The sequence below is a fragment of the Flavobacterium sp. xlx-214 genome (assembly GCF_013874595.1).
Taxonomy (GTDB): Bacteria; Bacteroidota; Bacteroidia; order Flavobacteriales; family Flavobacteriaceae; genus Flavobacterium.
In genome coordinates this window covers 557,843-580,550 of sequence record NZ_CP059431.1, presented here as the reverse complement: position 1 = coordinate 580,550, position 22,708 = coordinate 557,843, and the positions used below count along the sequence as shown (strand labels likewise).

General features: G+C 34.4%; 16 protein-coding genes and 2 tRNA genes. 6 read left to right on the top strand and 12 right to left on the bottom strand.

Annotation, left to right across the window (positions count from 1 at the left end; all coding sequences use genetic code 11):
* Position 1: 1 nt before the first annotated feature.
* Positions 2-1,282 (top strand): glutamate-1-semialdehyde 2,1-aminomutase, encoded by a 1,281-nt coding sequence (hemL, locus tag H1R17_RS02690; RefSeq protein ID WP_163432526.1) that lies wholly within the window; start codon positions 2-4, stop codon positions 1,280-1,282.
* A 47-nt stretch (positions 1,283-1,329) separates the two neighbouring features.
* The gene (locus H1R17_RS02685) at positions 1,330-2,262 is read left to right on the top strand and encodes a glycerophosphodiester phosphodiesterase family protein (protein ID WP_163432527.1); all 933 of its coding nucleotides are present in this window, start codon (positions 1,330-1,332) and stop codon (positions 2,260-2,262) included.
* A 550-nt stretch (positions 2,263-2,812) separates the two neighbouring features.
* Here the strand turns inward: H1R17_RS02685 and H1R17_RS02680 are convergent.
* The gene (locus H1R17_RS02680; RefSeq protein WP_163432528.1) at positions 2,813-5,584 is read right to left on the bottom strand and encodes an outer membrane beta-barrel protein; all 2,772 of its coding nucleotides are present in this window, start codon (positions 5,582-5,584) and stop codon (positions 2,813-2,815) included.
* Positions 5,585-5,811: 227 nt separating this feature from the next.
* Between H1R17_RS02680 and H1R17_RS02675 the strand changes: the two genes are divergently transcribed.
* Positions 5,812-6,387: a hypothetical protein gene (locus H1R17_RS02675; RefSeq protein WP_163432529.1), complete on the top strand. Its 576-nt coding sequence runs from the start codon at positions 5,812-5,814 to the stop codon at positions 6,385-6,387.
* Between the two features lie 210 nt (positions 6,388-6,597).
* Here the strand turns inward: H1R17_RS02675 and H1R17_RS02670 are convergent, their stop codons facing one another.
* From H1R17_RS02670 to era, 7 genes are all read right to left on the bottom strand, one after another.
* Positions 6,598-7,740, bottom strand: coding sequence for a cytochrome-c peroxidase (locus H1R17_RS02670; protein ID WP_163432530.1), 1,143 nt, complete (start codon positions 7,738-7,740; stop codon positions 6,598-6,600).
* A gap of 1 nt (position 7,741) precedes the next feature.
* Positions 7,742-9,265: a DUF6850 family outer membrane beta-barrel protein gene (locus tag H1R17_RS02665; RefSeq protein WP_163432531.1), complete on the bottom strand. Its 1,524-nt coding sequence runs from the start codon at positions 9,263-9,265 to the stop codon at positions 7,742-7,744.
* 9 nt (positions 9,266-9,274) lie between these two features.
* Positions 9,275-10,501 carry a DUF4876 domain-containing protein gene (locus H1R17_RS02660; protein WP_163432532.1) on the bottom strand — a complete coding sequence of 409 codons (1,227 nt, stop codon included), beginning with the start codon at positions 10,499-10,501 and terminating at the stop codon, positions 9,275-9,277.
* 7 nt (positions 10,502-10,508) lie between these two features.
* Complete coding sequence (locus tag H1R17_RS02655; RefSeq protein WP_163432533.1) at positions 10,509-13,280, bottom strand: TonB-dependent siderophore receptor; 2,772 nt, start codon at positions 13,278-13,280, stop codon at positions 10,509-10,511.
* Between the two features lie 128 nt (positions 13,281-13,408).
* Positions 13,409-16,225 (bottom strand): outer membrane beta-barrel protein, encoded by a 2,817-nt coding sequence (locus H1R17_RS02650; protein WP_163432534.1) that lies wholly within the window; start codon positions 16,223-16,225, stop codon positions 13,409-13,411.
* Between the two features lie 117 nt (positions 16,226-16,342).
* A complete protein-coding gene (gene der, locus H1R17_RS02645) occupies positions 16,343-17,653 on the bottom strand; it encodes a ribosome biogenesis GTPase Der (protein WP_163432535.1) in 1,311 nt (436 codons plus the stop codon).
* A gap of 28 nt (positions 17,654-17,681) precedes the next feature.
* Complete coding sequence (gene era / locus H1R17_RS02640; RefSeq protein ID WP_163432536.1) at positions 17,682-18,566, bottom strand: GTPase Era; 885 nt, start codon at positions 18,564-18,566, stop codon at positions 17,682-17,684.
* Between the two features lie 116 nt (positions 18,567-18,682).
* On the opposite strand from era, the gene H1R17_RS02635 reads away from it, so the two are divergent.
* From H1R17_RS02635 to H1R17_RS02625, 3 genes are all read left to right on the top strand, one after another.
* Positions 18,683-18,755, top strand: a tRNA-Met gene (locus H1R17_RS02635).
* Positions 18,756-18,832: 77 nt separating this feature from the next.
* Positions 18,833-18,905 (top strand) — tRNA-Met (locus H1R17_RS02630).
* Between the two features lie 318 nt (positions 18,906-19,223).
* On the top strand, positions 19,224-20,315 hold the full coding sequence (locus H1R17_RS02625) for a hypothetical protein (RefSeq protein ID WP_163432537.1): 1,092 nt from the start codon (positions 19,224-19,226) through the stop codon (positions 20,313-20,315).
* A gap of 102 nt (positions 20,316-20,417) precedes the next feature.
* Here H1R17_RS02625 and H1R17_RS02620 read toward each other — a convergent pair whose 3' ends face one another.
* Genes H1R17_RS02620 through H1R17_RS02605 form a run of 4 tightly spaced genes read right to left on the bottom strand, consistent with a single transcriptional unit; the run spans position 20,418 to position 22,615 of the window.
* Entirely contained in the window at positions 20,418-21,248 is an 831-nt protein-coding gene (locus H1R17_RS02620; RefSeq protein WP_163432538.1) for a YgcG family protein, read from the bottom strand.
* Positions 21,248-21,688, bottom strand: coding sequence for a TPM domain-containing protein (locus tag H1R17_RS02615; protein WP_163432539.1), 441 nt, complete (start codon positions 21,686-21,688; stop codon positions 21,248-21,250). The genes H1R17_RS02620 and H1R17_RS02615 overlap by 1 nt, the downstream gene beginning before the upstream one ends.
* Position 21,689: 1 nt before the next feature.
* A complete protein-coding gene (locus tag H1R17_RS02610; protein WP_163432540.1) occupies positions 21,690-22,274 on the bottom strand; it encodes a LemA family protein in 585 nt (194 codons plus the stop codon).
* Between the two features lie 11 nt (positions 22,275-22,285).
* Complete coding sequence (locus H1R17_RS02605) at positions 22,286-22,615, bottom strand: MerR family transcriptional regulator (protein ID WP_163432541.1); 330 nt, start codon at positions 22,613-22,615, stop codon at positions 22,286-22,288.
* Positions 22,616-22,708 lie beyond the last annotated feature (93 nt).

The following is a 22,708-nucleotide window of genomic DNA, read 5'->3' as shown; positions in this document are numbered from 1 at the left end:
AATGTTATACAAACGTAGCAGCGAGTTATTTGTTGAAGCTGCAAAATATATACCGGGAGGAGTTAATTCTCCCGTTCGTGCGTTTAAATCTGTCGGTGGCACACCTATTTTCGTTAAAAAAGCAAAAGGCGCTTATTTGTACGATGAAGATGATAAACGTTACATCGATTATATCAACTCATGGGGGCCAATGCTTTTAGGGCATGCGTATGAGCCTGTGGTAAATGCGGTTATCGAGAAAACAAAGTTGGGTACATCGTTTGGTACACCAACGGCTATTGAAACCGAAATTGCACAATTAGCTGTTTCTATGGTGCCAAATATTGATAAAATTCGTTTTGTGAATTCTGGAACCGAAGCTTGTATGAGTGCTGTGCGCTTGGCACGTGGATTTACAGGTCGCGAAAAGATTATCAAGTTTAGAGGATGTTATCATGGGCATTCTGATTCATTTTTAATTGCTGCAGGCAGTGGTTTGTCAACTTTTGGAGTGCCTTCAAGCCCTGGAGTTACAAAAGGTACGGCTCAAGATACTTTGTTGGCAAACTATAACGATATTGAATCGGTAAACGAGTTGTTTCAAGCAAATAAAAACGAAATTGCGTGTATTATTGTAGAGCCAGTTGCGGGAAACATGGGCTGTGTTCCACCTGTTAATAATTTCCTTGAAAAGCTTCGCGAGGTTTGTGATGCCAATGGTGCCTTACTTATTTTCGATGAAGTAATGACAGGTTTCCGTTTAGCTAAAGGTGGTGCGCAAGAATTGTTTGGCGTTAATGCAGATATCGTTTGTTTTGGAAAAGTAATTGGTGGCGGTTTGCCAGTAGGTGCTTTTGCTGCACGTAACGAGATTATGAACTATTTAGCACCTGTTGGGCCGGTTTATCAAGCAGGTACGTTATCAGGTAATCCATTGGCTATGGCTGCGGGCTTAACCATGTTGCAAGAAATTAACAACGATGCCGAGTTGTTTAAAAGATTAGAAGAAAAAACGGCTTATTTAGAAGCAGGTATGCGCAAAGTATTAACAGAGAACAATAAAACCTATGTGATTAATCGTGTAGGATCAATGATTTCTGTGTTCTTTTGTGATAACGCTGTTGAAAATTATGAAGATGCAGCTAAAGCAGATACACCCGACTTTAAAGCCTTTTTTCATGGTTTGTTAGAGCGTGGTATTTACATTGCACCATCAAGTTATGAAACATGGTTTATTACCGATGCTTTATCATACCAAGATTTAGACGAGACTATTAAGGCAGTTGCCGAAGTAACAAAATAACAATCAACGCTCAAGGAATTGAGCGTTTTTTATGACATCTACTTAAAATGAAAAAAATAACATCATTACTGTTTATTGCGTTGGCTTTTGCCTCGTGTGAAAAGAAAACTACTACAAAAAGTACAACATCAGTTGTGGGATATACGATCAAATTAAATTCAACAGCCGATTTAGAAACCTTATTAAAGGTAGAGAAGTATCCGTTGATATCGGCACATCGTGGGGGAGATGCAGCAGGATATCCCGAAAACTGTGTTGAAACCTTTGAACGTGCTACCGCTTTTGGTCCTTCTATTATTGAAACGGATATTGCTATGACAAAAGATTCGGTTTTGGTATTGATGCACGATGATACACTTGATAGAACTACTACAGGTAAAGGGTATGTAAGTGATTATACGTATGCCGAATTGCAACAGTTTTATTTAGAAGATTATAAGAAAACCAAAACAACTTATAAAATACCTACGTTAGATGCTGCTTTAGAATGGGGCAAAGGTAGGGTAGTTTATACCTTAGATGTGAAACGAGGTGTGCCTTATGAAAAGGTAATTGAAAGTATTCGTAATAACAAGGCCGAAGCTTACAGTATTGTGATTACCTATAATGCCGATCAAGCTAGGGCGTTTCATAAGCAAGCTGGTGATATTTGGTTATCGGTATCGGCAAATGGCAAAGAAGATATACAACGTTTAAAACAATATAAGGTTAATACCAATAAAGTTGTTGCGTTTGTTGGGGTAACAGAGCCTACGCCTGCTACCATAAGTTATATGCAACAGCAAAATATCCCTATGATATTAGGTACTATTGGAAATCTTGATAAAAGTGCAAAAACCAATGGTGATGCCTTATATCAATCGTATTTTGAGAAAGGTATACAAATACTTTCTGCCGATAGAAACAAAGAGGCGAGTGAACAGGCATTGCAATATGCTAAAAAGCATAACTTAACCTCGCAGTTTATACAGACAAAGTAATAAATGTGACGCATAACACAGTTATCATCTATTTGTTTTTTTACCACAGATGCACAGATTTACATCTTTTTTGAAAGAAAAACTGAAGTTAATGATTTACACAGATGTTGAATACTTCGCATTCAATTATATATGTTCATTTATTATTTGGCACAGATACACAGATTTACATCTTTTTAAAAAAGAACCGTTAAAAATCATTATTAAATACATCTGTGTATCTGTGGTGATTACACTGTACTTTGGGTTGTAGTGTTATGTATGTTGATTTGTTTTTTTTATACAGATACACAGATTTACATCTTTTTTAAAAAGAACCGTTAAAAATCATTATTAAATACATCTGTGTATCTGTGGTAATTACACTGTACTTTGGGTTATAGTGTTATGTATGTTGATTTATTTTTTTATACAGATACACAGATTAATATCTCTTTTACAAAAGAATCGCTAAAAATAATGATTAAAATATCTGTGCATCTGTGGTAATTACATTGTACTTAATAACGAATAAAACAAAAAACAGCAACCTAAATGGTTGCTGTTTTCATTATTCTTCCATATCCCAGGCGTTTTTCTTTTTGCCTCCAAACTTCTCTAGCTTGTAAGTTAACGAGAACATAACGTACTGTTTTAAAATAATGTCTTGACTATCGTAAATAGCTGTTGGCGATGCCGTTCTGCGTACGCTTTGGTTTTGATTTAATATATCATACACTTTAACCTTTGCCAATAAACGTTCGCTTAAGAAGTTGTAGCCTAAGCTGGCATTCCATAACAAATAATCCTTTTTAAAGCCATCTGCAATGTTAGAGTTGTATTCATACATAACATCACTACCAAAAACTACGTTCTTAGGCCAGTATGAAGTTGCCATAAAGCCTGCCTTATGTACAAAATAGTTGGTTTCTTGTACAGGCAAATTATCATACTTCATGTAATTAATATCATAGCTATAGCTAGGTTTTAGGGTAAGCTTTTTATTAAAATCTAAGGTAACGCTTACCTCAGGTTTTAACGATGTGCCATTAGATGTGTACCAAACATTGTTTTGTACCCCTTTGTTTTTATTGCCATTAAAATCTAAACCAGCTGCAAAGCTTAATTTATTTTTATCGCCTAACTTAAAATCTTTATTATAGTTAATACCAGACCAGTAATAGTACGTATCATTAATATTAGTATACGTAATGGTACTAAAATAGTTGGCATCAAAAGTACTAATCATACCTGTACTTCTTGGGTTATAGCTACCACCAGCATACAAATAGTAGCCCGAACGTGATTGCCAATCATAGTTATTAAAGCCTAAGTAAAAGCTGTGTTGTTGCGTTGTTTTAAGGTCTTTATTACCTTGCATGGTTGATAAAGTACCCGATAAATCTACATACTCTAACAACTGTGACATATAAGGACTTGTTTCTTGGTACGAGTAGTTGGCATAAATACTCATTGATTTACCTATGCGGTAGTTACCATACGTACGTATGCTTGGTAAAATGTCTAAACGTTGGTTTAAAAAGTTCTCGTTATTGTAAGCCGATGCTACATTATAGTTGTTAATAGTAGTACCCGTGTTTAAGGTAAAAAAGTACTTTTCGCCATTGATTTGATACCCAATGCTTGGCGCTGTTTTAACACCTTTCATGCTGTTTTGGTATGATAACAAACTATTGTAGTTGCTGTAATTACCATTTGCAGTATTAAAATCGTAAGTAGCACGCCCTTGATACTCATTACTCCAAGTATTGTTGAAATTAAACGTTAATGTTTGTTTAGGTGCAATTGGCTCACGATACACCACATTTACAGTATAAGCATCGGTATGACTGTTACTGTTGATGCTTTGGTTACGTATATCATCTGGCATATTGGTTTGATAGAAATAAGCAGCTGCATCTTTTAACTGATCTGTATTATTCTTTTTATTTTCATTATTAAACCCAATACTTAAACTACGCCCCTTACGTTTAAAGCGTCGTGCAATTAAGAACTCATTATTAAAAGTAGTATTATCAACACTTAAAAAATCAGTATTGCTACTTTTGTTTAACAATTGCCCTATTTCGTTACGCGTTTCGCTAAAACCACTGTTTCTACTAGTACTATTGGTGTTTTTAATGTTAGGAATAATAGTTAATGTGGTTAACGAGTCTAACTCCATTTCTATTTCATAGTTAAACGTATGGTTGCCTGTTTTTGATTTTAATGACGATTCTGATTCTGTAATATAGCGGTTATCTGGCAATAAATTCTCAATACGTGTTTTATTGGTATTGTTGTTCTCTACTTCATTAAACAAATAGTTCATGCTAACCTTGTTCTTTTTGCCCCAATTATCGCTGTAATTAACCCCAATCATATCGGTTTGATAAATACCTTTACCACCACCAAATTGCATTCCGTTTAAACTGTACGATCCATCATCAGACGATGATGTATAATAACCGTTACGACCACCCGACATGTTATCAAAGATTTCATTGGTAGAAAATCCGGTAGAGTTAATATTGTTGGATGCACCCAATACACTTATCTTAAAATCGCCTTTAAAATAGTTGAATAATAAGGACGATTCATATCGATCATCCGTACCATAGCCCGCTATAAAGCGCCCAAAGAGTCCTTTGTTTTTATCCTCATCAATAGTTAAGTTAATGGTTTTACTTTCACCACTTGTTGCTGCCCCCGTAAGTTTTTCTTCTTTTGTTTTACTATCGGTTATTTGTACCTTGTTAATAATGTCTTTAGGTAGGTTTTCTATAGCTACTTTACCATCGGCACCAAAGAAAGGTTTACCGTTAACCAATACATTATTTACCTCTTTACCATTTACTTTTATCTTACCATCGTCACCTACTTCAACACCAGGTAGTTGCTCTAATAGCTCTTTAACCGTAGCATCTGGACGCACTTTAAACGATGCCGCATTAAACTCTAACGTATCTTTTTTAACACGTATAGGCGCTGCATCGGTAGTAATAACCAACTCGTCTAAGGTATTATCGCCTTTTAGCGTAATAGTACCCACGTTTATGGCTTCTTTAATGCTTTCAAACTTTTGAGAGAAATCTTCAAAGCCCACATATGATACCGTCATAAAGCTAGGTTCATCAACCTTTTTTAAAGGCATGGTAAAATTACCCGCTACATCGGTAATGGTGTAATCAATAAGAGTAGAATCTTTTTGGGTTGATAAGTAAATAGTAGCAGCCTCTATAGGTTTTTTATCCTCGGCAATTACCTTACCTTTTAATTCAATTTTTTGAGAAAATGCAAACGTACTGCATAGCAATACGCATAAATAGAGTAAGTTTTTCATAAATGTTTTGTTAGTGTACTTTAGTTAACGCAAATGTGTTAAAAAAAGTATATATAAAAAAACATACTTGATATTTAGTGTTCTTTTTAACATTTTATTATACTTTTTGTCTGGATTACCTTATTAGCGTGACATTATACAGGAGTAAAACTTTACTATCTAAAGAATGATGTGTTTACTTTGAAAAAGATATATATTTACACTAATATTTTAACAATAAGTAATATATGATAGGATTTAAAAACATGATATTAATGATTGGAGGATCATTATGTGCTTGGATGTGTGGTTGCGATGATAATGATGATATAGTACCTGTGCCATATGAAAATGTAGATAGAATAGCTGTTTTAGTTGTTGATGATGCTACAAATACCTTTGAAGGAGGTGGTGTTTATCATTACAACACATTGAATCCAACATTTAATTTAAAGGTTGAAGAAGTTCCAGCAAATGATGCAGGTTATATTACTGTTTTATTTGAAGAAGGAAATGAAATTATTTACTATGCTACTCAATTTTTAAATTATGATGGTGCAATTGTTAAGCCTAATCCTTTTGTAGATGCATCCCATTTTAATAAAGTAGATACCGAAGATTTTTTAGAATTTCCTGTTAATGCTATTGCATTAACTAGTGAATCAACAGATGGTGTAGAGCAAAAATGGGCTGTTATTCAAAATGATTGGTTTATTAGAAAAGGAGCAGAGCTTAAAGGAGACAATAAAGTGTTTTATTTTAAACATCAATTAAATAAAAGTGATAACAAAAGTATTAAATGGGTTTTTATAACTAAGTACTAAAGAATTAGGAAATTGTTTTTTAAATATAATTCTACTATAATAAAAATTGAATAATAAACAACTATCTTTAATTAGTACAAACATTATGCTTATTAAAAAATGCTATAAGTAAACCTAAGAAGTGAACTTGTAAAAGTTATATAACAAAAACCGCCCATTGAGTTTAAAATACAGTGGGCGGTTTTGTGTACATGTTTATGGTATTACATACTATTTTGTAGGAAATTCGGGTCTACGCATTTTGTATGTTGTACCCGATAACGATTCAAGAAAGGCTACTAATGCCTTTTTTTCTTCTTTTGTTAGGTTCAATGGTTTTAACAAAGCATCGGTGTACGGATAGTTAGGGTCGTTTTTCTTTTGTTCCTCGGTAGGATCAATCATGTGCATGCCGCTGTTGTATAAATTTACAACGCCCTCTAGGTTATCAAACAAGCCATTGTGCATCCAAGGGCGCGTTAAAAGCAAATCGCGTAGGCTAGGTGTTTTAAAAGTACCTACATCTTTAGGGTCTTTTGTAATATCAAACCTTCCTAAGTCTTGGTATTCACGTTTGTAATATGTAAGGCCAATGTTATGAAAGCTTTCATCGGTTAAATTCTTTCCAAAGTGGCAATTCATGCATCGTGCTTTGGTTCTAAACAAATGTAGGCCGTAAATTTCTTCATCGGTTAAGGCAGTGTATTTACCATCTATGAACTTATCAAAATTACTTGGCTGACTTTTAATAGATCGTTGAAACGCTGCTAATGCCTTTGCTACCTTATCAAACGATATTTTGGTTGTACCGTATGCTTTATCAAACAATGGTTTGTAGCCTTCTATTTTAGAAAGTTTTAGCACAACATCGTCAAAGTTAGCCGCCATTTCGTTGTGAGCTGTAATAGGACCTTCTAATTGTTGTTCTAAAGAAGTTGCTCTGCCATCCCAGAAAAAAGTTTTTCTATCGGCAATGTTTAGTAAAGACATCGTATTGCGCTTACCCTCTAAGTGGTCATGTCCTAAGGCTACTCTACGTTTATCACTCCATCCCATTTCAGGGTCGTGGCATGTGCTGCATGATATTTGGTTAGAGCTTGATAGTTTAGGATCAAAAAACAACATCTTTCCTAAAGCTACTTCAGGTATTTCTTGTGTTTTAAAGTAATTGCTATCGCGCTTTATACTTTCAAACTCTTGCCAGTTTACACCTTTATCTATTGTAGGCGATGGCCAGTTGCCAATAGGTGTTTTGTATAACTGTACAATAGAATCGTACGGCGGGTTGGTGGTTGCATAGTTGTTGATGGCAGGAAAAAAACCTAACAATAAAAACGAAACAACTACGATAAAAAAGATAAAAAACTTATTCATTTTAAAAGGTAACGCCTACGGTAAGCGTTGTTTGAGTATTGGTACTTTTGTTGTGAAACTTTATATAATCGACTGCAAAGATAGCATAAAGTGCTCTTTTAGGATGTATTTTTGTGTGATAGGTTACAGCAGATGTTAAGGCATTGTACTGGCTACTTTTAACATCATAATCGTGCATTAACCAATTGTTTATACCAGTAGATGTGTAGGTGCTAAAGTAATTGCTTGCCTTTGTAACCTTACGTTGATAAGCATTTAATTGCACATTAATTACATTATTGGCGTTTAGCTGTTGTAGATAAAAAACAGTTGTACCTATGTAGTTGTAATTGTGGTGTTGGTAACTGTTGTTGTCAAACCTATCTTCGGTGTTTTTTTGCTGCGTAAAGTAGGGTGTAACCGCAAGGGTGCTGTTGTTGGTTTGGTATTGTAGTAATAACTGTACCTTTAGTTGGTTGGTTTTGTAAGCATAGTTTTCGCTTTCTAATAACTTTGATAAAACATTGCTGTTATTGGTGTACAAGGTTTCAAAACCTTTTCTGGTAGTGTTGTTGTATTGTGCTTTAACCCCCACAGTAAATTGTTGGTTTAGGCTAAACAGCTTTAAAGCACTTATAAAGTTGGTTTGATGTTGTATGCGGTTTATTTCATAACTAGATTTACCTAAGTCGGTAGCAGCATCTTTTACTAACCTACCTTTGTAACTACCTACACTTATGTTAAAGGTATTGTTAAGGGTACCAAAGGTTAATCCGTAATGATATACAAAATCTTTAAAGTAAGCATTGGTGGTTTTGTTGCTAAAGAAGAAATTATAACTACCTAAACCATTCATTTGGTATAAAGGTGTTTTTTGTATTTCGCTAGAAAAAGCAATTTCTGTTGCTTGTATGTATTTGTTTAGCCCAGCAAACACACCTACTTTATAGTTGGTTAGTACAGGGTAGTGAGCACCTATTTGTAAGTTAAGATCAGATGTTGTGTTTTTAGGTCTCGGATCTTGTGTTTTGTAACCTAATGTAGCGGTATAATCCAAGGCAAGTGCCAAGGTAAGTTGGTTTAATTGTTGGGCAAAGCCACCTGTAAAGTTATAGGTTTGTTTGTTTAAGGTACCACCAACCGAATCGGCAATGGCTATGGAAGCAATTCTGTCTAAATCAACATTATTATTCCATTGTACGTTTTTTACTTTGCTTTGTGTGTAACTAGCGCTGCCCCAAAGTGCATTGTTTTGCTTTTTTTTATAAGAAGCTGTTTCTAGTTTGAATTGATTTAAACCCGAACCTTCTGGTAACAGATAGGTATTTTTCTTTTGGGTTTGATAGTTTAATTGAATGGTAGAAAAAGAATGATTACTATAATCCAACATATTTGCCGGATTATAGTAATATTCTTTATTAAAAGATCTAAATACATGGTTTTGGTTTTCGATGTTTTGATACAACGAAAGCGTGTCTTGTGCCTTAGTTTGAAAACCAATGCAAAGCAATAGTAATAAGGTGATGTATTTTAGATTTTTAAACATAATAAGTTATTAATGAACAATACCGTTTGCAAAACTTGATGCAGACATTTTTTTGAAATCTTCGGTAGAGTTATTGGTGTCTTTATACATAGGTTTGCCATTTTCCATAGTACCAATTACTTTTCTACGAATGGTTTTACCGTAACGTTCTGGGTCACTATCAATAGTACCGCAACCTGTAAAGCCACTATCAATAGATGCATCTAAAGGATTACGTAACCAAGTAGCATCAACTGCACTGTTTACACCATCTAAAATCCAAGAGTTAGGTACTTTGTAGGCACTTTTTTTAGTAATGTTACCCGCTTGATTAGGGTATTCGTAATCGTATTTGTAGTTAGCTAACCATGTTTCTGTAGTTTCATTAGCAGGAAAACGTGCAATGGCATAGCTTTCTAACCCACGGTTGTGTAAGAAATACATATTGTAGTTAGCAGAGCTGTAAATAACGGTTGCATTAGGTACCGCAGGGTTATCAACCTGACCCAAAGAAGGATTGTCTAAGTTAGGAAACTCATAATCGGCATTGCTTAAATCGTAAGCAGGTATATTAGTTGTTTTATGATTCATAGCCATATCTGCAATAACAACAAAGTCACCTGGTTGTACATCTTTGCCTAAAGTAGCAGGTATCATTAAAGCACCATTCACTGCAAAATGGGTATTGCGTATTTCAGGTGTGTTTGTGTTGTTGGTTGATGGTAAAAACTCTGATTTAAATACAATTAATCCACCTGTGTTTAACACTTTGTTGGTGTTGTTTGTTAATTTAAAATAACGCCCCGATGTGTAGATTTTGTTTTCAAGTGTTCGTACACCTGTAAAGAAAACTTCTTCTATAATAAAATCTTCGCTAAAGTTTTTAATACTTAATTTAATAGTTACGTTTTGGGCGTTTTGGGTTAAATCAAAAGCTACCGTACCTGCTGCTTCTATTTCCTCTCCTGTTGTTAATTTTACAGTACCATTTGCTGTTGCTGTGTATGATCCTTTTTTAAGATCTAACTCAGAAGGCGATGCAGTAATATCTTTTGTAGTAACAATTCCTGTATTGATTTCTTTGAAATCAACCTTCATGCTTTTTATCTCGGCAATGTTATCACCTGTAAATGTTAATGATACTTTAGCAGGTGTGTTATCAACAACACCATTGGTGTTATCGTCATCGCTACAAGCTACGGTGGTAAATGTTAAGCCTGCTATGGCTAAGAACATAAATAGTAATCTATTTTTCATGATATAATTAAAAATTAAACGTTAATTCCATTCCAAAATAAGGTGCGCTGTTAAAGTTACGTTCGTATTCATTGCCCATAAATATATACGGACCATAGTAACTAAACAAACGGTTAACAAACAACGATGTTTTTAAGTTATTGTATAAGCGTTTGGTTGCTTTTAAGTTGCCTACAATATCAAAAGTATATTCTTTTTTCAAGTTTTCTGTAAATGATACGTTACGTACCAACCATTGTTTGTAGGTATCGGTTTTATCGGCTTCGGTAAAAGCAAATAGGTTACCGTCTTTATCATAATACGCATAAGGTTCGGCAATCATTGGCGATCTTGCTTCGTTAGAAAACCATGTGCCTTGTAACGATAAAGAAATATTCATATCTAAATTAGGTAAATAGGTATCGATGATGCAGTTGTAATTTAAACCCGAGTTATTGTAACCATAATCATTTTTATAAATACCTACATAAGGAAATGATAATCCGTTGATAGATTGTTTCGGTTTTTCATGCAAAGGCATTGAGTTTTCATAAATTGTTTTAAACCATGCGCCATTAAGTGTTATACGAGTGTTGATGCTTTTAAAACGAGGCGAGTTATAACCAAATTCAATTCCTTGCTTGTACGTTCTACTTCCGTTTAGGTTGGTAGCGTATATAGAAAAGCTGTATTGTTGTGTAAAAGGTAGGTCGTTAATGTTTGGTTTTTCGGTCATGTTTTCTAAATCCAAACCACTTGCATCGTATCTATTATAATAAAAGGTTTTAAACTGATCATCTATTCTAAACCCCGATTTCATATCTTCATTAAAGTAGGTAATAAAAAACTGATGTTTTTCATATTCCATATCTAAACGAACTTCTTTCTTAATGTTTTTAGCAGCTACCAAATCGTAATTGGTGTTATCTAATACATACGTCATAAAGTTTACGTAACGTAAATTGGGATTGTAGTGATGAAAGTTTAACTGCTGAAAATCTAAAAAGCGTTTGTTAGGATATAGCATTAACAAAGTAGGTTGCTTGTACAGCGTACCATACCCAAAAGTAACATCGGTTTTAAGTTCTTTACCTGCAATAGTTATACTTGGTGCGCTGTATTGTATATTGGCTCTGGGTTCAAAATATACTTTGTTGCCTAAAGCATACGCACTGGGCATACCCATCATTTTAGAAATACGTGCACCAGCATACATGGTAAAACCATGATTTTCAAGATCGTATTGCATTTTATCACCTACAAAGAACGCAAGGTTTTGGTATGCAGGAATATCGTTAAAAGCACGTGGGCGCGATGTCATTGTAGCAGTAGGTGGTTTTAAAACATCGTACATTTGTCCGCGACCATTGTTTTTAGAGTATTTAAAATCCAAACCTGTTTCAATAGCATGTGCAATAGCCCCCGATGTAAAAGAAGCATCGGCTATGAATTTGTACGACATATCTAAAGGGCGACCTTCGGTTTTTAAGTATGATACATAACTTAATTCGGGAAAGTAACCATCGTTTACACCTTCTTCGGTTGCAGTTGATATAACAGTTGGACCCGAGAATTGTACCCATTTGGTTTGTTTTAAATCATCGTACCCTTGTTTAATAGATGTGTTTAATTGCAAACGATTAAAAAAGCCCGATCTTATTTTGTAATCAAAGTTATTGGCAAAAGCAATGTTTTGGCGAGTGTTTTTATAAGTATCAATTTGTGCGTAACCACTGTCTGGATCTACGGATTCATCATCAATACTTAAGTTGTAATCTAAATTACTTTGCCATTTTAATTTGTTAACTCCTGCTTTAAGATGCATGGTAGATCGAACCGAACCCGAAAAACGTTTGTAGTTTTCGTGGGTATTACGTGGGTCGGCTTTGGCATCTAAATAATCTAAACTGGTGTTGATATGCCAATTATCGGCTACTTTAAATCCTTTGGCTAAATAATATAGTTTGCTAAAACCATCGACTTTTAATCGACTTTGCCATTCGGTTTCACCCGATTTACGGTTAATAACAACTAAGCCCGAAGTTAAATCGCCGTATGATGCAGTTGGTATACCACGAATAATTTCTACATTATCAATATCGTTGGTTGATATCGTTCGCATGTCGATACCATTAGCTTGGGTATTACGAGATGTTATGATATCAAGTACATTTTTTTCTTTTTGAAAAGGATCTTGGATAGATGTTTGCATATCTGCGGCACTGTTCATGGTGTTTCCATCCATCACAAACTGTACACCTAAAGAGCCTGTTGCGTATTGATTATTGGGTTGCCCGTATTCGCGAATTGTTATAGCTTTAGCGCCTGTAAGGTTAGGGTTTTGTGCTTTACCACCTGGTAGTAATTCTAATAAATCGGTAAAACTACTAGGTTGTAAGTGTGCCATAGCTTGACGATCGATTTTAGAAGATGAGGTTAAGCCTTTACTTTCTTTAGCGGTTATAACAATAGCTTCTAATTGATTGCCGTAATACTGAAGTGTAATTCGTTCAGTAGTGTTAGCATGAACCGTAATGTTTTTAAAAACCGATTGATAATTACTGTGCGTTATTTGCATATTGTAATTACCTTTTGGTAAAACCGCTGTTACTTTACCTTGAGCATTGGTTACGTATTGTTTTGTAAAGTTGGCATTGCTTATAAAATCAACTAAAGCATCGGGTACGTTTGTTTGTAAACTATCTTTTACCAAAACTTCAACTGTGAAACTTTGTCCGTAACTTAAATAAGTTGCTGTGAATAAACAGACTAACCAGATGTATTTTGATAATTTAAACATGGATGCTTTTGATGAAATCAGAGTGCAAAATTATTTAATCTTATTATAAATACATAATTTATTTAGACTTATTTTTAATAACAAAGTAAAAAAAACGTGTAATTAATTTTACACGTTTTAATATTATTTTACAACTCTCTGGTAGTTCTCATAGAATGTGGACCCATTCTATTGCCACGTCCTTTACCTTTAGCGCCGCCATTACCAAACTGATCAAACTTCCATGTTACAGAGAACATCACATAGCGTTCTAAAACCGTATTTTCTTGATCAACAATAGTTGTGGTGCCAATAACTCTAGATGTACCTGTGTTTTGGTTTAAAATATCGTACACCTTTACTTTGGCAGTTAATGCCTTGTTTAAGAAAGCGTAGGATACAGCTGTGTTCCACATAAAGAAATCTTTCTTAAAACCATCGGCAATATTACCATTATAGGTGTAGCTAAAATCGTTACCCCATGTAAAGTTTTCAGGCCAATACGTAGTGGTTTGTACCATTACATTGTGTCTTAAATAGTTGGTTTTATCAAATTGTAAATTGGTATAGTTGGTATTGTTGTACGAAAGGTTGTATGAAGGCGCAATGCTTAATACATCACCATAATCCCAAGATGTATATACGTTTGGTGCAAAACTTAACTCGTTGGCATTGTACAAAACACCATTGGCAAAAGCACGTTGTTTACCGTAACTAATTCTACCACCTAAGCCATATCTTATAGTGTGTTCATCAATTTTATACGATTTGTTCCAGTTGGCATAAAGATTTGTGCTATAAGCATCGGCAATGTTTTCATAGGTTGTAGTGCGTTTACGGTTTTCATCAAAAATAGTTGATGCCACAATTTGCGATGTGTAATAATTTCCATTGAAAAAGATGCTCCATCCAGAGCGTGTTTGAAAATCAAAGTTGCGATATCCAAAGTTAACAGCGTGGTATTTTGCTTGATCTAAGTTTTCATTACCCACATATGTTTGCAACGGATCATTTAAACGTTTGTAGTTTAATATTTGCATTACACTAGGGTTTGATACGTTGTAGTTGTATCGAAAACTAAAGTTTTTGCTTTTATCAAACTTGTATCTAAAACTTGCCTGTACATAAGGCGATACAAACTTTTTATCAACCCCATAATTGATATTTAAGTAGTACGCATCTGCATTGTAATTGGCAATGTTTACCCCAGAATTTACGTACCAGTTTAGTTTATCGTTATCATAATTAATACCCACATAAGGCGTGTTGGTAACAATATTGGTTTGTGTTTGGTTAGATAAAGCTCCGTTTAAATCGGTAAAGTTATTGCTGTTTTCATTGAAATTGTATGTTTCTAACACATCTGTTTGTTGATCATAATCTAACGAATAACCAAAATCTATATAACTTGTTTTACTAATTGGTTGCGAATATTCTGCTGTTAATGAGTACGTATCGGCAGTAGATCGTGTGTTTTCTTGCTGATTACGAACATCATCGGTTGCATTGTCTTGATAAAATTTAGTAATTGAGTTGGTATGCCCAATACCTGTAGTTTTAGAGTTGCTGTTGTTAAACTTTAAACTGAAGTTTTTTCCTTTATCATTTAGCTTTTTATTGAACTGAAGTGCGTTTTTAAACGTAAAACTATTGGCAGTTGCAAAGCTGTTTTCGTTACTTTCATTAAACAAGTTATCGTTAGCATCCATAGATTTTGAGCTACGTTTCGATTCAAATTCGTTCTTATTAGCTGTAACCGATGGATTGATGAATATCTTTGTTGTAGGATTTATTTTGTATTCAATACGTGCATTACCATTGTGGTTAATGTTATTATTGGTACGCGCAGATTCTGATTCGGTTATAAAATCACCATCAGGTAAAAGATTTACAACACGTGAACGGTTGTTGTTTTTGTTTTGCGTATCGTTTAAATAATAGCTAACATTGGTTTCAAAATCTTTAAAGTATTCATCAGAATAATTAGCGCCAATCATGTTGGTACGCGTAATACCTGTGCTACTACCAAAGCCACCTGGACCACCAGAGCGCCCGCCAAAGCTAAACATTTGACTACGACCGCCACCCATATTATCAAAGATTTCATCCATAGAAAAACCTGTTGAGTTAATGTTGTTTGATGATGCCAGTATAGATATTTTACGTTCGCCTTTAAAGTAGTTTAACAAACCGCTGCTTTCATAACGATTTTTATCATCAACCATACTGCCAATACCCGCCATTAACTTAGCCATTAAGCCTTTGTTATTTTCCTCATCAATGGTTAAGTTGATACTTGTATTATCACTTTTGGCTCTTCTGCCCGAAAATTCTTCGCCTTTTGTTTTATGATCGGTTATTTGTACTTTCTTAATTAAATCGGCAGGTAAGTTTTGCAAGGCAATGCTACCATCTTCATTGAAAAAAGGTTTTCCGTTTACTAAAATCTGTGTGACTTCTTTACCATTTACGGTGATTTTTTTATCGGCATCAATCTCTACTCCTGGTAATTCTTTTAAAAGCGCTTCTACATTAGCATCAGGTCGTACTTTAAACGATTTTGCGTTAAACTCAAGCGTGTCGTTTTTTACCCGAATAGGTGCATCGGTCACAATAACAATTTCTGAAAGTAAATCAGAATCAGCTTTCATGGTAATGTTGCCTAAGTCTTTTGATTCGATGAGTTTCTCGAATTTTTCAACATGATCTTGATAACCAATAAACGACAACGTTAAAAACGAAGGTTCGTTTACCGCATTAATATCCATTGAAAACAAACCAGCAGCATCGGTTGACGCGTACTGAATTAAAGTAGAATCTTTAGCGGCTGATAAATAAACGGTAACATCAGAAACAGCTGTTTTGGCTTCATCAATTACTTTTCCTTTTAACTGAATCGATTGCGCAATTGCCGATGTGCTTAAAAGAATTATTAAAACGGTTAGTAGAGATAGTATTTTTTTCATAACACAAAGATATAAAATAGGATAATTATGTTAAAAAGGTATGTCGCAATTAAGTTGAGGTTTACCTATTTTTGAAGATACAAAAAAAGGAAAGATGTATCATCTTTCCTTTTATAATTATTTCTGACGGAAGTAAATATCAAGTGGTACTCCTTCAAAATCATAAATTTCACGTAGTTTGTTTTCAACAAAACGCTTGTACGGATCTTTAATATACTGTGGTAAATTAGCAAAGAAAACAAACTGTGGTACCGGCGTTGGTAATTGCATACAGTATTTAATTTTAATGTATTTACCTTTAATTGCTGGTGGTGGGTTGTTTTCTATGATAGGTAATAACGTATCGTTTAATTTAGAAGTTGCAATGCGCTGCTTACGGTTTTCGTATACTTGTACAGCAGCTTCTAGCGCTTTTAACAAACGTTGTTTGTTTAATGCTGATACAAATAGAATAGGCACATCGGTAAACGGAGCAATTTCTTCACGAATGCGTTTTTCGTAATCATGGGCTGTCATGGTGTCTTTCTCAACCAAATCCCATTTGTTTACTAAAATAACAATACCCTTGCGGTTTTTTTCTGCTAACCAAAAGATGTTTTGATCCTGACCTTCAAATCCGCGAGTAGCATCAATTACTAAAATACAAACATCGGCATGTTCAATAGCACGTACAGAACGCATTACCGAGTAAAATTCTAAATCTTCTTTAACTTTTGCTTTTCTACGAATACCCGCAGTATCAACCAAGTTAAATTCAAAACCAAAACGGTTGTATTTAGTATCGATAGCATCACGAGTAGTACCAGCAATATCAGTAACCACAAAACGATCTTCGCCAATTAACGCGTTTATAAAACTAGATTTTCCTGCATTAGGACGCCCCACTACTGCAAAACGAGGAAGTTCTTCTTGATTTTCTTCAATTTCAGGTAATTCAGGTAAAATTTCAACCAATTTGTCTAAAACTTCTCCTGTTCCAGAACCGCTCATTCCAGACATGGTAACGTATTCGCCTAAACCTAAGTTGTAAAATTCAAAAGCATCTTGTTCGCGTTTTGCGTTATCTACTTTATTTACAACTAAAAGTACAGGTTTGGTAATTTTACGTAGCAATTTAGCCACTTCATTATCCATAGGTGTAATACCTTCTTCTACATCTACCAAGAAAACAATAGCATCAGCTTCATCAATAGCCAATTCTACTTGCTTGCGAATTTCGCCTTCAAAGATATCATCTGATCCTTTAATATATCCACCGGTATCAATAACCGAGAATTCTTTTCCATTCCATTCAGATTTTCCATAGTTACGATCGCGCGTAACACCACTTACTGAATCTACGATGGCTTCGCGTCTTTGAATAAGACGATTAAAAAAGGTAGACTTTCCTACATTAGGTCTACCCACAATTGCTACAATGTTGTTCATATAACAGGCACTTTTTTAAAAGTGTGATTTATTTTTGTTGATACCCAAAACGGCGTAATTGAAACTGATTGTTGCGCCAATCTTTGTTTACTTTTACAAACAATTCTATGTGTACTTGCTTGCCAAAGAATTTTTCTAAATCGGCACGGGCTTCCATTCCTACTTTTTTAATAGCAGCGCCTTTATGTCCTATAATGATTCCTTTTTGGCTGTCGCGCTCTACCATTATCACTGCTTTAATGTGAATAATGTCATCATCTTCTTTAAATTCTTCTGTTTCGATTTCTACCGAATACGGAATTTCTTTTTGATAATGCAAAAGAATTTTTTCGCGAATACTTTCGTTTACAAAAAAACGTTCAGGTTTATCTGTTAAAGCATCTTTTGGATAATAAGGAGGCGAATCAGGTAACAAGCTTAAAATTCTATTGAAAACCGTATCAACATTAAAATTATTTAAAGCCGATATTGGATAAATTTCTGCATTTGGTACTTGTTCTTTCCACAAGGCAACTTGCTCTTCTAAATGTTCTTGGTTTGATTTATCGATTTTATTCAATAATAACAACACAGGAACTTTAGCATTGGTAATTTTCTTAAAGAAATTCTCGTCTTTTAAGTCGCGCTCACCAATTTCTACCATATAAACTAATATATCTGCATCTTCAAACGCCGATTTTACAAAATCCATCATTGATGTTTGTAATTCGTAGGCAGGTTTAATGATACCTGGCGTGTCTGAAAAAACCATCTGAAAATCGTCTCCATTTACAATTCCGAAAATGCGATGACGAGTTGTTTGTGCTTTTGAAGTGATGATTGACAAGCGTTCACCAACAAAAGCATTCATTAAGGTTGATTTTCCTACATTAGGATTTCCTACAATATTGATAAAACCAGCTTTGTGCGACATATAATATATACTAAGGTGCAAAGGTATGGAATAATCACGAAACACACTAATTTAAAAAAAAGAGTACGAAATGTTTTTTTATTTAAAATAGTTGTTCTACATTTGCACCACAATAGCGCGGGATAGAGCAGTAGGTAGCTCGTCGGGCTCATAACCCGAAGGTCACTGGTTCGAGTCCAGTTCCCGCTACTAAGACTAAAAGTCCTTTTGAAAAATGTTTAGAATTTCGTTTTTTAATCGTAGTAAAAATTCAACAAAACGCACAGCGCGGGATAGAGCAGTAGGTAGCTCGTCGGGCTCATAACCCGAAGGTCACTGGTTCGAGTCCAGTTCCCGCTACTAGCAAGAGAATCAAGAAATTGGTTCTCTTTTTTTATTATATGGAAGAATATGTTGTTTATATCTTGTATTTTATCTACTTATTTATATTCCTATCTATATTTTGTTTAAACAAAAATTATAATCGTTAAACAAGAATTGTAAAATTAAATATGATTTGTTTGAAAACAGCTAATTTGTTGATTATGAATGATGTTTTGAAAATTACGAATTCTTAGTTACAATTTTTTTTACGATTTTTGTATATTAAGATTTAATTAAATAGTAAGTTAAAGAGATAAACCGTTTCTTTATTAATACATTAAAGTAATTTTTGTTATGACCAAAATCGTTTTCTATAAATCACTAATACATTTGTTTCTACTTTCTTTCTTGTTCATTGTACTTATTGGATGTGGAGAAGATGATAACAACTTTCAAGAAAATCCTAAACCAATAGATGTTGATATTTATGTTGCAGGATATCAAGCCGATCAATCGCTTATTAATAGAGCAATGTATTGGCAAAATAATCAAGCAATACCATTAACGGGATACAATATTTTAACTGAAACCAATGATATTGTAGTAGATAACGGAAATAGCTATGTTGTGGGTTATTTGAATACTGATAATTCAGCTGGGGTTAAACCAGATAAAGCAATCATTTGGCAAAATGGTGTGCCCAAGGAGCTTCTATCTCCATTAGGAAGCGCAACATTTGCTAATAAAGTATTCGTTTCAAATGGTAATGTTTATGTTGCTGGGTACACACTCAATAGACCTACACTTTACGCTACGTTGTGGATAAATGGAAAGGCTACCCATATTACAGATGGTACCAATAATGCTAAATTAAATAGTGTTTATGTAAGTGGAAATGATGTATATGTAGCTGGGCAGGTAAGTGAGGTTATTGAAGGTACTATTGACAAAAGAGCAAAATATTGGAAAAATGGCACTGTAGTTGCGCTTAATTCGGGCTCTAAAGAATCTACGGCTGAAGATATTTTTGTAAACGGTAATGATGTGTATGTTGTTGGTATTGAGGATAACAATGGCACCAAGGCTATGTTGTGGAAAAACGGTGTTTCTGTTAATTTAGCACAAACAGGAGAACGTTCGTATGCTAAAGCAGTAACTGTTTCAAATGGGGATGTATATGTGGCTGGGTATGATTATTTAGATGGAAAGTATACTGCAAAATTATGGAAGAATGGAGTACTACAGTCTTTAGAATTGAATAATTTTTCACGATCACTAGCACGCGATGTACAAGTAATTGAAGGAAATGTATTTGTGTGTGGTTACATCATAGATCCAAAACATCAAAGATATCAAGCAACAGTTTGGAAAAATGGTAAAAGTACAGTACTTACAACAGGAGAATATTCTTCAGTAGCTAGAGGTATTTCTGTGGTATTAAAATAAAGAATAACAGTATTTTGAGGTGTTTGTTTTGAACTTCCTTTAAATTTAGTAAATAAAAAAGCACTTCAAAAGAAGTGCTTTTTTATTTTAAAACGTTTGTGTTTACCAACTTCCGCCGGCTCCGCCACCAGAGAATCCGCCTCCGCCGAAACCGCCACCAGAGAATCCGCCTCCGCCGAAACCGCCACCAAAGCCGCCTCCGCCGAAACCACCGCCTCCTGATGATCCGCCACCAAAGAAGCCGCCACCGCCACCTCGACCCATTCTACTTAAGATAATTATATCCATTAAGTCGGGACCGCCACGATTTCCTCGGTTATTACCTTTGCCTCCGCCCATTTTACTAGCGATAATTAAGATGATAATGACAACCATAATGATAAAAAACACAGGAATTCCTCCACTTTCAGTATTCTCTTGTCGAGTTCCTTTGTAGGTTCCCGAGAATAATTCCATTAACTTATCGGTGCCAATATCTAAACCTGCGTAATAATCCCCTTTTTTAAATTCGGGAATAATATAGTTACGAATAATTTCGCCATTAATACCAGCTGTAAGAATGTGTTCTAAACCGTAACCTGGAGAAATCCATAGTTTACGTTCTTTTTCTGCTAATAAAATAAAAACACCATTGTCTTTATCTGCCTGACCAACACCCCATTTATGAGCCCATCTAGGAGCTAATTCTCCTTCGTATTCGCCATTTAAACTAGGTATAATGGCAACTACAATTTGGGTTGATGTAGTATCGGCATAACTAATTAACTTACGCTCTAATTCCTGTCTTTCATTGGCAGATAGTAACGAAGCATAATCGTAAACGCTTGTTTGTTCACTAGCTTTTGTAGGTTTTGCAGGAATGTTAAATTGTGCTAAAACCAGCAACGGAAACAAAAACAAACAAAACGTAGTTATTTTTTTTATTTGATTCATTAACTTCTTGAAATTTCATTAGGCAACTCGTTTACATCATCTTTACCTTGATAAGGAAAGAAAAACTTCAACTGTTTACCTGTTTGCAAAATGCCTTGTATCAAGCCTTCTTTAAACTGATTTTGTTTAAACTGATCAATAACAACTTTTTTGGTGCTTTCCCAAAAATCGTACGGAACCACTTTGTCTATACCATCATCGCCAATAATTGCAAAATGACGGTCTTTAACACCTATATAAAACAAAACGCCGTTGCGGGCGCTTGTTTTATGCATATTTAGTGTTTTAAATACTTCTTGTGCGCGTTCTAAGGCAGGTAAATGACTGTGCTCTTCAATGTGCACACGTATTTCGCCAGAGGTTTGTTGTTCTGCTTTTACAATAGCATCAACAATCTCACGTTCTTCAGTTGTACTTAAAAAATCTTCGGTTGCAGACATATTAGAATTTTACTTCAGGTGCTTTTTCTGCACCAGCATCAGCTTTAAAGAATGGTTTTTCAGGGTATCCACTTAAGAAAAACTTGTTAGGAAATTTCAATACATATCCATTATATACTTCAACAGTTTCGTTAAAACGAGTACGAGCTGTTAAAATTTGATTTTCGGTAGATGCTAATTCATCTTGCAATTTCAAGAAATTTTGATTTGTTTTTAAATCAGGATATTTTTCAACTGTTACTAATAATCGTCCTAAAGCACTTGATACACCATTTTGTGCTTGTTGAAATTCAGCCATTTTTTCAGGTGTCATATTTGTTGGATCAATAGTAGTTTGGGTAGCTTTTGAACGCGCATTGATAACTGCTTCTAATGTAGATTTTTCAAAATCGGCAGCTCCTTTTACCGTATTTACTAGGTTTCCAATTAAATCATTTCTTCTTTGATACGCTCCTTGAACATCAGCCCACGATTTATCACTAGCTTGTTTGTATCCTAAAGCGCCGTTTTGGTAGTTCATAGATAGTAAGAAATAACCACCAATTAAAACCACTAATACAATAATGATAGGAAGAATTTTTTTCATAAATTTTTTAATTAAATTTCGTTTTTAATAATAAGTAATTGTTTTTTTATCAGCTCTAATTTTTCAATAATTTCAATAGTGTTTAAAGAAGTTTTTTTGCTGTTTTTTAAAAATTCTTTAGCTCCTTCAAGGGTAAATCCTTTTTCTTTTACCAAATGAAAAATGGTTTTTAAATTTTTTAAATCTTCAGGCGTAAACATTCTATTACCTTTTGCGTTTTTTTTAGGCTTTAGAATATCAAACTCTTTCTCCCAAAAACGGATAAGCGAAGCGTTCACATCAAACGCCTTGGCAATTTCACCAATACTGTAATATCTTTTTTCGGGTAGGTCAATCTGCATTACATCAAATTTTAGCTTATGCTAATATACAATATTTCTAATAAGTTTTACAACTTCAAAAAGTTAGTTTTAAGCTGAATTTGTGTGTTAAAA

Coding starts and splice junctions, on each gene's coding strand:
- H1R17_RS02680 (WP_163432528.1), bottom strand. CDS start 5,584: ATGAAAAACTTACTCTATTTATGCGTATTGCTATGCAGTACGTTTGCA.
- H1R17_RS02610 (WP_163432540.1), bottom strand. CDS start 22,274: ATGAAAAAAATTCTTCCTATCATTATTGTATTAGTGGTTTTAATTGGT.
- H1R17_RS02670 (WP_163432530.1), bottom strand. CDS start 7,740: ATGAATAAGTTTTTTATCTTTTTTATCGTAGTTGTTTCGTTTTTATTG.
- hemL (WP_163432526.1), top strand. CDS start 2: ATGTTATACAAACGTAGCAGCGAGTTATTTGTTGAAGCTGCAAAATAT.
- era (WP_163432536.1), bottom strand. CDS start 18,566: ATGTCGCACAAAGCTGGTTTTATCAATATTGTAGGAAATCCTAATGTA.
- H1R17_RS02675 (WP_163432529.1), top strand. CDS start 5,812: ATGATAGGATTTAAAAACATGATATTAATGATTGGAGGATCATTATGT.
- H1R17_RS02605 (WP_163432541.1), bottom strand. CDS start 22,615: ATGCAGATTGACCTACCCGAAAAAAGATATTACAGTATTGGTGAAATT.
- H1R17_RS02655 (WP_163432533.1), bottom strand. CDS start 13,280: ATGTTTAAATTATCAAAATACATCTGGTTAGTCTGTTTATTCACAGCA.
- H1R17_RS02625 (WP_163432537.1), top strand. CDS start 19,224: ATGACCAAAATCGTTTTCTATAAATCACTAATACATTTGTTTCTACTT.
- H1R17_RS02660 (WP_163432532.1), bottom strand. CDS start 10,501: ATGAAAAATAGATTACTATTTATGTTCTTAGCCATAGCAGGCTTAACA.
- H1R17_RS02620 (WP_163432538.1), bottom strand. CDS start 21,248: ATGAATCAAATAAAAAAAATAACTACGTTTTGTTTGTTTTTGTTTCCG.
- H1R17_RS02615 (WP_163432539.1), bottom strand. CDS start 21,688: ATGTCTGCAACCGAAGATTTTTTAAGTACAACTGAAGAACGTGAGATT.
- H1R17_RS02650 (WP_163432534.1), bottom strand. CDS start 16,225: ATGAAAAAAATACTATCTCTACTAACCGTTTTAATAATTCTTTTAAGC.
- H1R17_RS02665 (WP_163432531.1), bottom strand. CDS start 9,265: ATGTTTAAAAATCTAAAATACATCACCTTATTACTATTGCTTTGCATT.
- H1R17_RS02685 (WP_163432527.1), top strand. CDS start 1,330: ATGAAAAAAATAACATCATTACTGTTTATTGCGTTGGCTTTTGCCTCG.
- der (WP_163432535.1), bottom strand. CDS start 17,653: ATGAACAACATTGTAGCAATTGTGGGTAGACCTAATGTAGGAAAGTCT.